Below are 15,165 nucleotides of genomic sequence, written 5' to 3' on the forward strand. Positions count from 1 at the left end.
TTAGGTAGATAAAATTTTCCTAGCTAGAATTTTTCAAAAATATCAATAATCTGAGTCACATCTGCGGAATGTGGGTTGTACGATAAAGATATTTGGTATATCGCTAACTATATTTACCATACAGTTGTTTATAGTAAAGAGAACTTTCAGTGTAATCATTTGTCATTAAATGAAATATGCAAAAGTTTAACCACCGAAAGCTATGATTTTCAGAGTTTACTTGAAAATATTTCCCAAAGAGTTTCCCCTATATTTTACGTTTGGTTCTACTTCAAAGAAGCCAAAAGGAATAATTTTAATCATCTTATAAATAACGAAGCATTTGGAACAATTTTGAACTTTCAAAATAGTCAATTCGACAATATTGGAGATGAGAAGACATTATTTCAAAGCATTGAAGATAGAGTACAAGATACATTACAAAAACTAAAAGAAGTAATGGATGATGATGCTTGGTATGACTCAATTCTTATACATGGTATTCCTGATATACAAAATCGGTTAATAGAACAATACTCAATACGTCCAGAAGATATTTTGTCATTTTGCTGTGGACATGGTGTATTAGACCAATTTGTTGAGCCTTTTATGAGAAAACTCATTACAATATTAAAGAATTTAAAAATAGAAGAAGTAAAAAAGGCTCTAAGTGAATACAAAGATATTAATAACACAATTAGTCGTATCGAAAATCTTGGAAGACGAGACGTTAAGACTATGTTAAACACCAGTTTAATATATCTCCTTCTTTATAATGCTGTCGAAAATCAACAGATGCAAGAAATCAAAGACAAACTAGCTAGAGAACTGAATTAGTGCGATCGCTACATCGCACTAAGAATTTATTTCTACAAGGGTTCTAGGATACGCATATTTAAATTCGGTCGATATCTATTTTTTATACCAAGCTTGCCGCCATTGTTTCATTTGGTTAATCTCTGCATCTTGGGATTTGATGATATTTTCAGCCAATTTTTTAATTTCAGGACGCTGAGATTTTTGCAAAGCATCTTTTGCCATCACTACAGCTGCTTCATGGTGAGGAATCATGGCGTTGATAAAGCGCAGGTCAAATTCTGCATCAGCTGCACCTAAATCCATATTCATCATCATGGCTTGCTTTTGCTCAGGTGACATTTCCATGTCATGTCCCATTTTGGCATCATAAGCCATTGGTTTATCTCCCGCTTTGGGATACCAAGTTGTACGCCACTGTTTCATCTGGGTGATTTCTTGGTTTTGTGCGTTGGTTATTTCGTCTCCTAGCTTTTTGATTTCAGGGCGTTTCGATTTCTGTTCTATTTCTTTGGCCATTACGGTTGCACCCTGATGGTGGGGAATCATGGCATCAATAAAGCGTAAATCATAGTTGGCATCGGCTGGGCCTAAATCCATTGTCATGCTGTGATTCATCATGCCACTACCATGATCCATTGGTTGCTTGTCATTTGTAGTAGTGGCAGTGGTGGCAGGGTTGGATGCTTGGTTTTGGGAATCAGTTGTAGAACAGGCCGTTAACAATCCACTGGGTACAGAAGCGATCGCTACTAAGGTCAATGACAAGAAGCTGTTTTTTAGTGTAGAAAGTTGCATAGGGAGCATCTAAATATTTCCTGATTTCATTCTAAAGTCTCTAGTTAGCTGGAGAGTCAAGCCTTGATGTAATTTATTTTGAGTAAGAATTCAGGAGTCAGGAGTCAGGAGTCAGGAGTCAGGAGTCAGGAGTCAGGAGAAAGAAGGAAGAAGGAAGAAGGAAGAAGAAGAATATTTTTCTCTTCTGTTAAGAGTTCCCTGCTATATCAAATATTCTGTATCCTGAATCCTTCCCAATTACCAATTACCCATTACCCATAAACTTAGCTTTCATTTCCTCTAGTTCTTTGTCTATAGGATTATTACTAGTAGGTACAGATGTAGGATTAGATGGTTGTTCAGGAACATTTTGTGGTTGTACCTTACCACCTGTAAATTGTGTTTTTTAGTTCTTGTAATTCTTTTTCAATTTCAGGAGAAGTTTGATTAAAAACAGTGGGGGGAGAAGTAAGGGATACTGGGGTGACGGGTTTAGTGATTATCGCGGTTGGGATATTTGCTGGTGACTGGTGACGATTTAAATGATTAAGAACTTCATCAGTTGTTTGGTAGCGACGGCTGGGGATGCTTTCTACCATTTTGTCAATAATCTGATTCAATTCTTTACTGACGGGAGTTTTAAGATATTGTCCCCAAATCCAAGTCGCATTGTGGGTATCATAGCTGTCGAAGGGAGATCGCTCTGTTAAAAGATTAATACAAGTTACACCTAAACTATAAATATCACTGGCAAAAATCGCCCTCCCTCGCATTTGTTCTGGTGCGACATATTCGGGACTACCTATACTTGTACCTGTGTGATTCAAAGCTGTGCCTGTGGCAGATTTAGCAGCCCCAAAATCTACTACAACGAGTTTATGATCACTACTCCGACGAATAATATTTTCTGGCTTAATATCTCGATGAATAACTTGTCTAGCATGACAAAATTGCAGCACTGGCAATAAATCATTCAATAATTGCCGAATCTGCGTTTCATTAAAAGCACCTTTATGTGCTAATTCCTGGGCTAAATTGAGTCCATCAATAAATTCCTGTACTAAATACTGCCTATCATCTTGGCTACAATATGCCAAAAGTGCAGGAATTTGGGAATGTTGCCCCAATTCGTCTAACTGTACTGCTTCTTGATTAAATAATTCTACCGCTTTTTGTACCGTATTTGTACCTTGGGCTTGGGGGTAAAATTGCTTAATGACACAGGGTGGTTTTGAGGGTTTATCCTCGTCTACTGCTAAAAAAGTCCTACCAAAACCACCTTGTCCGATGGGTTTAATAGCGCGATAGCGTTCTTTAAGAAGTAACTTCGTGCCACAAGTTAGACAAAACTTGACATCATTAGGGTTTTCAGGTTTGGAACAATGGGGGTTCAGACAGTAACTCATAAAAAAATAACTCGTACTTGTCTTTATTGTGCCTTGTGGGTTGCCAAAGGGTGATGATTAAATTTTGGCAGGAGTTAGGAGGCAGAAGGGAAACTGACCCCTAAGTTTAAGTCAATAGCTTAAAGTTCTATCTGGGATAGCATTTTAGGGTTTTTAGTGTAACAATTTAAGCCAGTAAAGATGAAAATTTCTGATTACTTAAGAAATTTAAGTATGAGTTCGTGTCAGTTGATTTGGTTGGTAAACAAGTGATTTTCTTATGTAAAATTGCCTAATTTTTGGTGACAGAGTTAAATATTTTACACATTTGAGATATTCTCAGTCTCCCTGTATTGGATTAATGATAATGCCTATTAATGACAACAAGGTGAAACTATGCAAACAATATTATGGGAATTATTTCCGCGTTTTTTGGTGGATAATTCATATATGCCCCATGGACATTGCTATCTCTGGCAAACGCCTCTTGTCGGTTTGCATTTAGTCAGTGATGCGCTAATTGCGATCGCTTATTTCTCTATTCCAGTCATGCTGATCTACTTTGTCCGCAAGCGGAGTGATATTCCCTTCTCCAAAGTATTTATCCTCTTTGGGGCATTTATTGTCCTCTGTGGTATCGGACACCTGCTTGATATTTGGACTCTATGGCATCCAGACTACTGGATTTCTGGCATTGAACGCGCTATGACTGCTTTAGTGTCTTGTTATACGGCTTTACAACTAATAGAACTCCTGCCGCAATTTTTGGCATTAAGAACACCAGAACACTTAGAAAGCATCAACAAAGAATTAGAAAAGCAAATAGCAGAACGGCAACGCACCGAAGAAACTTTGGAAATGATTGTAGCTGGAACTGCTTCGGTGACTGGAAACGATTTTTTTCCGGCGCTGGTGCAGAACCTAGCCACAGCCTTAAATGTGTCCTACGCGCTAGTGTCTAAAACTGTTAATAATTCCACACCTAGTCTGCGTACTTTGGCGCTTTGGGCTGTCTCCAATTTAGCAGAAAATATTGAATATGAATTAACGGATACTCCTTGCCAAAAAGTAGTAGAGAATCGGGTATTGTGTTCTTATCCAAGTCAGTTGCAAGAGCTTTTTCCTCATCCTCCATTGCTCAAAAACATGGACGCACAGAGTTATGTAGGCTTGCCCTTACTAGATATCAATCAAAATGTGATTGGTAATCTCTGCATTATTGATGTTAAACCATTTATAGTAGATGAGCGCACCACAACACTATTGAACGTATTTGCCGCACGAGCTGCTGCTGAACTGCAACGACAATGGGCAGAAGAAGAAAAAGACCATGCTTATGAAGAACTAGAATTCCGAGTTGAAGAGCGTACTGCTGCACTTGTCAAAGCCAATAACGCCCTGGAAAGTGAAATTAGCGAACGAATTGCCGCTGAAGTTGCGATGAGGGCGATGGCAGAGCGGGAACAGGCGATTAACAGGGTAATTTTGCGAATGCGTCAAACCCTGAATTTGGAATCAATTTTTAATATCACCACTACAGAATTACGACAAACTATAGAGTGCGATCGCGTTTTGATTTATCGCTTCCAACCCGATTGGAGTGGGGAATTAGTTTCTGAGTCAGTAAATCAAAAATGGAATATCTTGCTACCTGGACGAGCAAAAGATCCCAAACTTACCCAAACCGCTGTAGATCAACCCAATTGTGTCACCACTAAACTGAGTACTACAGATGTTTTGAGCCATGATACCTATTTACAAGACAACAAAGGCGGTATGTTGCGCCAAAAAAATACCTACTGCTGCGTTAATGATATCTACACAGCCGGATTTGATTCTTGCTATCTCAATCTTTTAGAAGAATTGCAAGCACGAGCTTATATTATTACTCCCATCTTTTGCGGCAAAAAGCTCTGGGGTTTGTTGGCAGTTTATCAAAATAGTAATTCCCGCAACTGGCAACAGGCAGAAATTGGTATTGTCACCCAAATTGGTAATCAATTGGGGGTAGCGGTGCAACAAGCAGAACTACTTGCCCAAACCCAGCAACAGGCAGAGGAACTCAAACGAGCTAAAGAAGCTGCTGATGCTGCGAATCGGGCTAAAAGTGAATTTTTGGCGAATATGAGTCATGAACTGCGTACCCCCCTCAACGCCATTCTGGGCTTTACTCAGTTGATGCAGCAGGATAAATCCTTAACTATTGACTATCAACGGTATATAGAAATTATTAACCAAAGTGGTGAACATTTGTTAGCGCTGATTAATGATGTGCTGGAGATGTCGAAAATTGAAGCTGGCAGGATTTCACTCTATAAAACAGAGTTTGATTTGCATAAGTTGCTTTACAGTTTGGAAGCCATGTTTCTGATGAAATCACAATCTAAAGGCATACAACTAAGGTTTAACTGTGATATTAGTGTTCCTCAGCATATCAAAACTGATGAAAACAAATTGCGTCAGGTACTCATTAATCTGTTAGGCAATGCCATTAAGTTTACTGAAAAAGGAAGTGTATCCTTGCGAGTTAGTAGTCAGGAGTCATTTACTGGGGATGCAGGAAGAGAGAATATCCTCTTATTCGCAATTGAGGATACAGGCCCTGGTATTGCCGTCGAAGAACTGAGTGATTTATTTCAGGCATTTCAGCAAACACAAGCAGGTCAAAGATCTAAAGAAGGAACAGGTTTAGGATTGGGAATCAGTCAGCGGTTTGTGCAGTTGATGGGTGGAGAAATTAGTGTTACTAGCAAACTAGGACAAGGTAGTTGTTTCAGTTTTAGTATTCCAGTTAGTTTGACAAAAGCAATCCCTAATTCCAGTTCATTTCCCGTTGATCATGCAATCAGTATTGTACCTGGGCAGCACTATCGGATTATGATTGCTGAAGATAATGCTACTAACAGATTGCTACTGAGTAAAATCTTGATCAGATTAGGCTTTGAAGTGAAGGAAGCTGAAAATGGACAAATTGCGATCGCACTCTGGCAGCAATGGCAACCTCACCTCACCTTTATGGATATGCATATGCCTATTATTGATGGCTATCAAGCAACTCAGCGCATCCGTCAACTAGAACAAGAATTAGCAACTGAACAAAGTTTCACCCCGACTAAAATTATTGCTCTCACTGCCAGTGCTTTTACCGAACAGCGACAGGAAAGCTTAGACGCAGGTTGTGACGATTTTGTTAGCAAACCATTCCGCTGGGAAGAAATTCTAGAAATCTTATCCAAGTATCTTCAAATAGAATACTTGTATGAATCGACTTCTGACAGTGATATTACCCTGAACACAATTTCGTTTTCATCCGAATATGTTCTTGATCAAAAGGCCTTAGCTATTATGCCAGCGGAATGGATTCATGAATTACACTTTGCGGCAGTCCAAGGTAATGATATGAGTAGTCTTCACCTCATTGCTCAAATCCCCCCTGAGCAAACTTCTTTGATTGCAGCCTTAACGGGACTGATTGAAAGTTATCAGTTTGACAAATTGATGTTATTAACGCAACCAAAAGAATGAGGATATTTTAAGGTAAATTTATGACCATTGACAGCCACACAAATCAACTTATACCACAAAAACCGACTCATATCAACATCTTAATTGTTGACGATGTTCTGGAAAATATTCGTCTCCTCTCCAGTATTTTGGAGCGCAATGGATACCAGACTCGTAAGGCACTCAGTGGCACAATGGCAATTACCGCAACTGTAGCGGCTCCACCTAGTCTAATTTTATTAGATATCAGAATGCCGGATATGAATGGTTATCAGGTTTGTCAAGAACTGAAATCAAATCCCAAGACGGCTCATATTCCCATCATTTTTTTAAGTGCAGCAGATGATGTTGCTGATAAAGTCCAGGCTTTTCAAGTAGGTGGTGCAGACTATATTACCAAACCATTCCATATAGAAGAAGTATTAGCACGGGTTCAACATCAACTGACAATCATTAAAGCTCAACAAACAATTTGCGATCTTAATGCACAGTTAGAGGAACGAGTAAAAGAACGTACCCAACAGCTAGAAATCGCCAATTCCCAACTTGCAGAAATGGCTTTTCAAGATCCATTGACTAAGCTACCTAACCGTGCATTGTTAATGGAGCGACTTTGGCAAGCTATCAAAGAACAAGAGTCAAATTCTGATTATCAATTTTCTGTATTTTATTTGGATTGCGATCGCTTTAAAATTATCAACGACTCTTTAGGACATCCAGTAGGAGATGAGCTACTGATTGCCGTTTCTCAACGTCTCAAATCCCTTTTACATCCAGAAGATGTCTTGGCACGTTTAGGAGGTGATGAATTTGTTCTCTTGCTCACCAGACTCTCTGATCCTGTTAAAATTATTCACATAGCCGAAGGAATTTCTAACCATTTTGCCCACCCCTTTTATCTCCAAGAGCGAGAAATTTTTCTCTCATTTAGCATTGGCATTGTTGCCGACTGCTCAACTTACTCTGACCCTGATGCTTTGCTGCGAGATGCCGATATAGCCATGTATCAAGCCAAATTCGCAGGTAAGGACCAATACCAAATCTTCGCAGCGACAATGCATCAAACTGCTTGTGAACGATTACAAATGGAGACAGATTTACGGAAAGCCATTCAACAACAAGAGTTTGTTCTCAATTATCAACCCATTATTAATCTGGCAACAGGCAAAATTATAGGTGCTGAAGCCCTGATTCGCTGGAATCATCCTACTCAAGGATGTATTGCTCCAGTAGAATTTATCCCTATTGCAGAAGAAACAGGTTTGATTTTAAAACTAGGTCACTGGGTACTTAAAGAAGCTTGTGAGCAACTTCGTCTCTGGCAGCAACAACAGATTGTAGATTTATCATTTACCATCAGCGTTAATATATCAGCTTACCAGTTTTCTCAATCTAACCTTGTTGAGCAAATTGATAATATCTTGATAGAAAGTCAACTTTCGCCAAAATGCTTAAAGCTAGAAATCACTGAAACAGCCATCATGGAAAATTTTGCCTCTGCTGCTAATATTATTTCTAATTTGCGAGAACGACATATTCAATTAAGTATAGATGATTTTGGCACAGGCTATTCATCACTCAGCTATTTGCATTATTTTCCTGTTGATAACCTCAAAATTGACCGCTCATTTATTCAGCATTTAACTGAAAAATCTGATAGTTTGGGATTGGTAACTGCAATTATCCAAATTGCCAAAACAATGGGCATGACTCTCATAGCCGAAGGAATTGAAACTGCTGAACAACTAAGCCAACTGCAACTATTAGATTGTCATTTTGGTCAAGGCTACTTTTTTTCTGAACCTCTAGATTCTGACAATCTAGCTAAATTAATATCGACAAATTTTTAATAATCTCATCAATAACCAATGAGTTCTTAATGGTACAAGCCCCGGATTTTTTCGTGGGGTCAATCCAAAATTCACAATTGTCTAATTTTTGTTTTTACTTAAAAAAAACCATGAATATGCGTCCACAAAATAACGCATTTATAGCGGATATTCTCATTGTTGACGACAAACTTGAAAATATTCGTTTTTTATCCGATTTTCTATCTAAAGAAAATTATCAAATTCGGAAAGCAATCAACGGACAAGCAGCATTAATGGCTGTTAATTCACTTCTTCCTGATTTGATACTTTTAGATATCAATATGCCAGGAATTGGAGGTTATGAAGTATGTAAATATTTAAAAAATGACCCCAAAACTAGTTCAACTCCCGTGATTTTTCTAAGTGCTGGCAATGAAGTTGATGATAAGGTTCGTGCCTTTGAAGTTGGAGGTATTGACTACATTACTAAACCATTTCATTTAGAAGAAGTACTAGCCAGAGTAAGAACTCAATTAAAAATCCAAAATTTACAAAAGGATTTAATATCCAGCAATGAAAAACTACAGACTATGTTTCTGTCATTACAAAATGCCCAATCTGAACTTATTCAAAAAGAAAATCTCATTAATGCCAGCCGAATTGCAGCCGGAATTTCTCATGAGATTAATAACCCACTCAGTTTCATTCTTTGTAATATTAATCCTGCTTCTGAATATAGCGAACAATTAATTAATCTGATTCGACTTTATCAAAAATCATTTCCAGATGCAACTCCACAAATCAAAAATTTTATGGCAGAAATTGAGCTGGATTTTCTGCTTCCAGATTTCACAAGAATTCTTCATTCTATTCGCACCGGAGCAGAACGAATTCGCTCAGTCATTCAAGCTCTACATATTTTTTATCGTCTTGATAAATCAGGGATAAAAATATTTGATATTCACGAAAATATCGATAGCACTATCGTCACATTAGGTTATCAATTTAAAATAAAAGATGATTTACCTAATATTTCTATTATCAAAGACTATGTAGATATTCCAGAATTCACTGGTTATGTAAATCTATTCAACCAAGCAATAATAAATCTCTTGCAAAATTCTATTGATGCCCTGGAAGCAAAAATAAATTTAAATCTTGATAATTCATTTCAACCTACAATTTGGATTCATACACACACTACAGACAATAAAATAATCATCAGTATTAAAGACAATGGCATAGGAGTTGCCGCAGAAAATAGATCTAGTCTATTTCAGCCATTTTTTACGACAAAATTAGTTGGTAAAAAATATGGATTAGGTTTATTTACTACCTACCAAATTATTAATGATCTTCATCAAGGTAATTTAATTTATCATAATTGTCCTGAAGGAGGCTCAGAATTTGTGATTGAACTTCCAATCTCAAAATTGTAAAATTATGGTAAAGACATACAGCAGGAGTCAGGATTCAGGAGTCAGAAGTCAGGAGTAGAACTGGCTTTGTGTATAGGTTTCAATTTAGATTTTGTACCTCCTAACTACGCAAACTGCTGTATCAAGAGTTTGAAGGTTAAAAAGGTGAATCAGGTTCAAGGAATAAGCGTTGAAACTATCAAAAACTTATCACTTGACCAAATTCAAGACTATTCTTCTAATCCGAACTCCTAACTCCTGACTCCTGACTCCGAACTCCGAACTCCTGACTCCTAGCCCTACTTATTACTCAATGATGCTCTCAATAAATCCCGATGTAAAAAAGCTCCATTTACTAAAGATTGTATTTTCTCAGATGATAATGCTTCGCTATTGTGATAATATTGAATCCAGGTTTTACTCATTAAATCTACATCAGTTGGTAAATCCTTTAAATCCCATCCAGGTATTTCTAAATCTTCCATCAAATGGTTAACCTTGGGGTCATAACTCAAAGCAAAACAACGACAACCTTCACTAGCTGCCATAATTAAACTGTGTAGACGCATCCCTATTGCCATTTCTACACCACGAAATATACCTTTTAAAAGTTGTGGATCTTCTGCACAGATAATTTTACTAACATCTTTTAATTGCAGTTGAATTTTTTCTGCAATATCTAAATCTTCACTTTTTTGAAAAGGCAATAATAAAATAAATGCTTGGGTAGCTTGTTGTAAATCAACTAAGGCATGGATTAAATTTGCTAACCGAGTTTCTGTAAGTTGGGGATGATTTCTTAAAATAACGGCAATTCTAGGTTTTGGTAAATCTGCTAATTCTGTTACTGGTTTAGATTCTAAAGCCCAAACTGGATCAGGTGCAAGAATATGAGGTATGCCCCAATTTGATAATAAAGCCGCACTAGAGCGATCGCGTACACTGATTTTAGTACAAAGAGCAAAATTTCGCTTTGCTAACCAACGAGTTTGCGATCGCAATAAAGGCCCTATTCCCTGTCCCCAAGCTACAGTTTTCAAACCCATCGCTTGAGCTAAAGCCATTAATCCCCCATAATAAAAAGGGCTAATGCTGCTAGTCGCATCCTGCATTAAACTTCCACCACCCCAGATGAAAGCATCACAGGAACGCAAAGCTTTGATAATCTGCAAAAACGCCATACGGTTGTAACTTTCCACACCATAACGCTTTTTAGTTTCCTCAGGATTCCCAGAAAGCACCACAGGCGTTACATCAGGTGGTAGCATTTGCAGAAGTGTCGCCAACAAAGCTTCATCACCACCATTACCTTTACCGTAATACCCAGACAATAACGCCCGTATCTTCACCATTTTAAATTTTAGATTTTGAATTTTGAATTAATTATGCACGCTCTTTCGATTCCCACCTGGATAATTCATATTTCTAGCGTCATTGAGTGGATAGTCGCTATTTGGTTAATTTGGACTTATGGTGAACTCACAAAAAACCGTAGTTGGTGGGGATTGTCCTTTGCCATGTTACCAGCTTTAATCAGCGCCATGTGTGCTTGCACTTGGCATTATTTCGACAACGCCGAATCGCTAGAATGGATAGTGACGCTGCAAGCTGCCATGACATTAGTTGGTAATTTTACCCTTTGGGCAGCAGCGGTGTGGATTTGGCGTTCTACCAAGTCTACAAACCCAGTTGAGCCAAAAACTATCAAATCAGAGCAATGATATCAAAAGAAACCCTTTTTGCCCTTTCTCTGTTTCCCTATTTGGGTTTCTTGTGGTTTATCAGCCGCAGTCCGCAAATGCCACGTTTAGCCCTATATGGATTTTACGGTACTTTGGTATTCGTCGGCGTTACTATCCCCGCAGGTATTTATGCCAAAGTCGCTTATGGAGAACAATTAGCCAATATAGATTGGTTACATGGTGGTGCAGAGGTCTTTTTAACTCTTGCCAACATTGTACTAGTGTTAGGTTTTCGCCAAGCAGTGCGAGATTTAGGTGACAGGCAGGAAACGCAGGGGGCAGGGGGCAGGGAGCAGGAGAAAGATAATTATTTACTGTAAGCAATCACAATCACGGATTTCAGCTTTTTTTAGCACCTTACCAATTACCAATTACCCATTACCCATTACCCATTACCAATTATGGAAGTAATACCAGCAATTGATTTACTCGAAGGTCGTTGTGTGCGACTTTATAAAGGAGACTATGAGCGATCGCAAGTATTTAGCGAAAACCCCGTCGAAGTTGCCAAACTATGGGCAGAACAAGGTGCGACAAGATTGCATTTAGTTGATTTAGATGGCGCAAAAGCCGGAAAAATCGTTAACTTAGCCGCAATTGAAGCTATCACTAACGCGGTTTCTATCCCCATTGAAGTAGGTGGGGGATTGCGCGATCGCTCCAGTGTGCAACAATTATTTAATCTCGGCGTAAATTGGGCAATTCTCGGCACCGTTGCTGTCGAACAACCCCAGCTAGTTCAACAACTCTGTCAAGAATTTCCCCAACAGATTATAGTTGGCATAGATGCCCGTAATGGTTTAGTTGCAACTCGCGGTTGGTTAGAAACCTCTGAAATTTTAGCCACCCAACTCGCTACCCAAATGCAAGAACTAGGTGCAGCAGCCATTATTTACACCGATATCAACCGTGATGGTACTTTAGAAGGGCCAAATCTGGACGCATTACGAGAACTCGCAGCTGCAATTTCCATTCCTATCATCGCTTCTGGTGGTGTAAGTTCAATTACCGACTTGTTAAGTTTATTAGCCTTAGAACCCCAAGGTGTAACAGGCGTAATAGTTGGCAAAGCTTTGTATACTGAAGATATTATCCTCAAAGAAGCATTACGTGCGATCGGACCAGGACGCATTCAAGATATTCCACCCAACTTAGATTTTTCTAGCTTTGCTTGAACATTCCAGATTTCGGGAATAATTTATCTTACTTTTGTAGATAAAATTATCATCGAAGGTCAAGGTGAATTCCGATGTCTAACCAAAAAGCAACTTCTAAGCCAAAGCTTAAAACACAGCAGATATACACAAAAGCTAAAAAACCTCAGCCTCCTAAAGGACTAGGAAAACCAAAAACAGAATAGACCCCTCCGAAAAAAAATGTAGAGACGTTCCATGGAACGTCTCTACAAGGATTAGAGGATATGCATTATTTAAATTCGGTCGATGTCTAACCAAATATAAAAATGTAAAGCCGGAATTATTTATTTTTTACCTGACTTTTTGCCTGTTCTAAGGCTATCTCTTTAATAGCCTGATATGAATTTACATTTGCAGTTCCTTCAATTGCTTTAACAGCTAAATCTTGAACTTGTTTGAGGGCAGATTCTAACTGTTTAGATAGGTTCTGTAGTCGAGTTTCCTGATTAGTAATGGTCAATTCTAAAGATTGTAACCTTTGTTCATAAAAACGTTTTTGTCCTTCTACTTCTTTAGCATTTAAATCGGCTTTTACTTTCGCTTGATAACTAGCAATACCTTTACCCTCCTCAGTTGCTTTTTTAATTGCAGCTTCTTTATCTTTCGGGAAAGCCTCTACCTTAGTTTTCAATTCTTCAAATTGCTTTTCTCCTTCAGAAATTGTTTTTTCTCGTTCAGTCCATTGTTTTTCTGTTACTTGTTGCAATTCTTCCAGTTCTTTATATAAAACTTTCTGCTGCTGTTCATATTCATCACTCGCTAATTTACGTTGGAGTTCTAAATCATATTTATACTCTGCTGCGTCCCGTTGTCGAGTTCTGTTGAGATTATCATTCCGTTCTTTAATTGTCCGTTGATGTTCCTCCTGTTCTTTTGTCCAAGTATTCCTCAGTTCTAATATTTCTTGTGATAAAACCTCATAGCGTTCACTATATTCTTCATGATAAGCTTTTTCATTTTCATCATAAGACTCAATTAGAGTATCTAAAATATTTTCAGATACTTCTAAGTTATGTAGTTGGGATAATTGTTGAATTTCAGTGGTTACAGATTCCCCAATTTCTGCTAATTTAGAAGCTTTTGTACTAAGCTGTTCTGATAATTCATTTGCAGCACCACCAAAACCTAGCTGAATTTTCATCAAGCTATCAATAGTGTTATTCATCTTTTGCTGAATACTAGTAGGCTGAGTCATAACTGGTTTAGGTTCTGCTTTTGGTTTTTCTTGAGGTACAGACTGGGGTTCTTTTTGTGCTTTTGACAATTCTGTTTTAAGAGCAACTTGTTCTTTGACTAAATCCTCATAAGCCTGAAGAATTTCCGCTTTTGTGTTTTTATCAGTTGGTTTTTTTGCTACCATAATTAACCTCTAAAAAATATTAAACTATCTAACTAACGTTTGTAGGTTGGGTTGACGTAAGGAAACCCAACATTATCAACATTCAGAACTAAGCACTATTTAGAATTTGAACTATCAAAAGCTCTCATTGCCAAATCTTGCGCTTGTGTAAGAGCGGTTTGCAGTTGAGTAGAAATACCTTCAATTTGCTGAATCTGTTTCTGAATTGTTTCTTCCAGAGATTGAATTTTAGCTTCATAACTCTGTTTTGTAGATTCCCATTCTTTTTCAAATAAATCAGCTTCAACTTTTGCTTTTTGGCTAGTGTCTTTAATTGCATCTTCTCTAGATTTCTTAATTGCTTCTTCCAATTCAGTAGGAAATGCAGCAACTTTCTTTTGATATTCAGTGACTAGGGGTTGACGTTCAGTGAGGATTTTTTCTCTTTCTGCCCAATCTTTTTCTTTCTGTTGGGTATTTTCTTGTATTTCCAGTTCTAACTTACGTTTTATAGCTTGATAAGTATCTGTATTTAGTTTGTGAGTATTTTCTAATTTATATTGATATTCTTCTTGTTCCTGCTGACGTTCTTTAGCTAATAACTCAATATATGCTTGCAGTTTTTCTGCAAATTCAGCTTGCTCTTTTTGCCATTCTTTACGCTTGAGAGCAACTTCTTTTTCTAGTGATTCCCGTTTATTAGCCGTATCTTGTTCTAAAATTCTTAACTTTTCTTGATGTTCTTGCGTAAAAATATCTAATGTATCTGCTACAACTCTAATTTGCTGTAGTTCTTGTAGACGTTGAGTTTCTATTTCTATGGCTTGATTGAGTTCATCTAATTTAGAGTTTTCTTGAGCTAATTTTTCAGAAAGTGCGTTAACGATGCTACCAAATTCTAATTGTAAGTCAGCTAAACCTTTAACAATACTATCAACGGTGTAGGTAGAAGCTGCTGTTAAAATTTCTTGGTTTTTGGCTTTTTCTGCTTCCTCTTGTTTTGTGGCTATTTTGGCTTCTAGTTTTTTTCTTTCTGCACGAATTTGTTGAAATTCCTGTACTAGTTGTTGTTTGCTGTCTTTGATTACACTTGCGGTCATATTTCAACTCCAGGAAATAGGTAATGATTACATGGGTAGTACAGATATACAAAATATACCCTATGCAGACATAAGATTAGCTTTTCAAACGGCGTTTT

At 37.7% G+C, this 15,165-nt stretch carries 11 protein-coding genes and 1 pseudogene; 7 read left to right on the forward strand and 5 right to left on the reverse strand.

All coding sequences use genetic code 11. The features are described 5' to 3' along the window. Positions 1-75: 75 nt before the first annotated feature. Positions 76-816 (forward strand): DUF4435 domain-containing protein, encoded by a 741-nt coding sequence (locus tag ACOWPH_RS02125; RefSeq protein ID WP_042464764.1) that lies wholly within the window; start codon positions 76-78, stop codon positions 814-816. A 75-nt stretch (positions 817-891) separates the two neighbouring features. On the opposite strand, the gene ACOWPH_RS02130 is transcribed toward ACOWPH_RS02125, so the two are convergent. Beyond that, entirely contained in the window at positions 892-1,602 is a 711-nt protein-coding gene (locus ACOWPH_RS02130; protein WP_015213769.1) for a DUF305 domain-containing protein, read from the reverse strand. A 235-nt stretch (positions 1,603-1,837) separates the two neighbouring features. Beyond that, positions 1,838-2,978, reverse strand: a pseudogene (locus ACOWPH_RS02135) (protein kinase domain-containing protein). A 375-nt stretch (positions 2,979-3,353) separates the two neighbouring features. Between ACOWPH_RS02135 and ACOWPH_RS02140 the strand changes: the two are divergent. The 3 genes from ACOWPH_RS02140 to ACOWPH_RS02150 all read left to right on the forward strand — a co-directional run bounded on the left by ACOWPH_RS02140 (position 3,354) and on the right by ACOWPH_RS02150 (position 9,711). After that, entirely contained in the window at positions 3,354-6,482 is a 3,129-nt protein-coding gene (locus tag ACOWPH_RS02140; RefSeq protein ID WP_015213771.1) for a GAF domain-containing protein, read from the forward strand. Between the two features lie 20 nt (positions 6,483-6,502). Further along, positions 6,503-8,311 carry a putative bifunctional diguanylate cyclase/phosphodiesterase gene (locus ACOWPH_RS02145; protein WP_015213772.1) on the forward strand — a complete coding sequence of 603 codons (1,809 nt, stop codon included), beginning with the start codon at positions 6,503-6,505 and terminating at the stop codon, positions 8,309-8,311. 110 nt (positions 8,312-8,421) lie between these two features. Continuing rightward, the gene (locus ACOWPH_RS02150; RefSeq protein ID WP_042465858.1) at positions 8,422-9,711 is read left to right on the forward strand and encodes a hybrid sensor histidine kinase/response regulator; all 1,290 of its coding nucleotides are present in this window, start codon (positions 8,422-8,424) and stop codon (positions 9,709-9,711) included. Positions 9,712-9,989: 278 nt separating this feature from the next. Here ACOWPH_RS02150 and csaB read toward each other — a convergent pair whose 3' ends face one another. Further along, a complete protein-coding gene (gene csaB, locus ACOWPH_RS02155; RefSeq protein WP_015213774.1) occupies positions 9,990-11,042 on the reverse strand; it encodes a polysaccharide pyruvyl transferase CsaB in 1,053 nt (350 codons plus the stop codon). A gap of 33 nt (positions 11,043-11,075) precedes the next feature. On the opposite strand from csaB, the gene ACOWPH_RS02160 reads away from it, so the two are divergent. From ACOWPH_RS02160 to hisA, 3 genes are all read left to right on the forward strand, one after another. Continuing rightward, entirely contained in the window at positions 11,076-11,411 is a 336-nt protein-coding gene (locus ACOWPH_RS02160) for a DUF2499 domain-containing protein (RefSeq protein WP_015213775.1), read from the forward strand. Next, positions 11,408-11,752 (forward strand): DUF3593 domain-containing protein, encoded by a 345-nt coding sequence (locus ACOWPH_RS02165; RefSeq protein ID WP_015213776.1) that lies wholly within the window; start codon positions 11,408-11,410, stop codon positions 11,750-11,752. Before ACOWPH_RS02160 ends, ACOWPH_RS02165 begins: the two co-directional genes overlap by 4 nt. Positions 11,753-11,833: 81 nt before the next feature. Further along, positions 11,834-12,607, forward strand: a complete 774-nt coding sequence (gene hisA / locus ACOWPH_RS02170) for a 1-(5-phosphoribosyl)-5-[(5-phosphoribosylamino)methylideneamino]imidazole-4-carboxamide isomerase (protein ID WP_015213777.1) — start codon at positions 11,834-11,836, stop codon at positions 12,605-12,607. A gap of 301 nt (positions 12,608-12,908) precedes the next feature. On the opposite strand, the gene ACOWPH_RS02175 is transcribed toward hisA, so the two are convergent. After that, positions 12,909-13,988 carry a hypothetical protein gene (locus ACOWPH_RS02175; RefSeq protein ID WP_015213779.1) on the reverse strand — a complete coding sequence of 360 codons (1,080 nt, stop codon included), beginning with the start codon at positions 13,986-13,988 and terminating at the stop codon, positions 12,909-12,911. 95 nt (positions 13,989-14,083) lie between these two features. Beyond that, positions 14,084-15,067, reverse strand: a complete 984-nt coding sequence (locus ACOWPH_RS02180) for a hypothetical protein (protein ID WP_015213780.1) — start codon at positions 15,065-15,067, stop codon at positions 14,084-14,086. Between the last annotated feature and the right edge of the window lie 98 nt (positions 15,068-15,165).

Source organism: Anabaena sp. PCC 7938, from assembly GCF_049315035.1.
Classification (GTDB): Bacteria; Cyanobacteriota; Cyanobacteriia; order Cyanobacteriales; family Nostocaceae; genus Anabaena; species Anabaena cylindrica.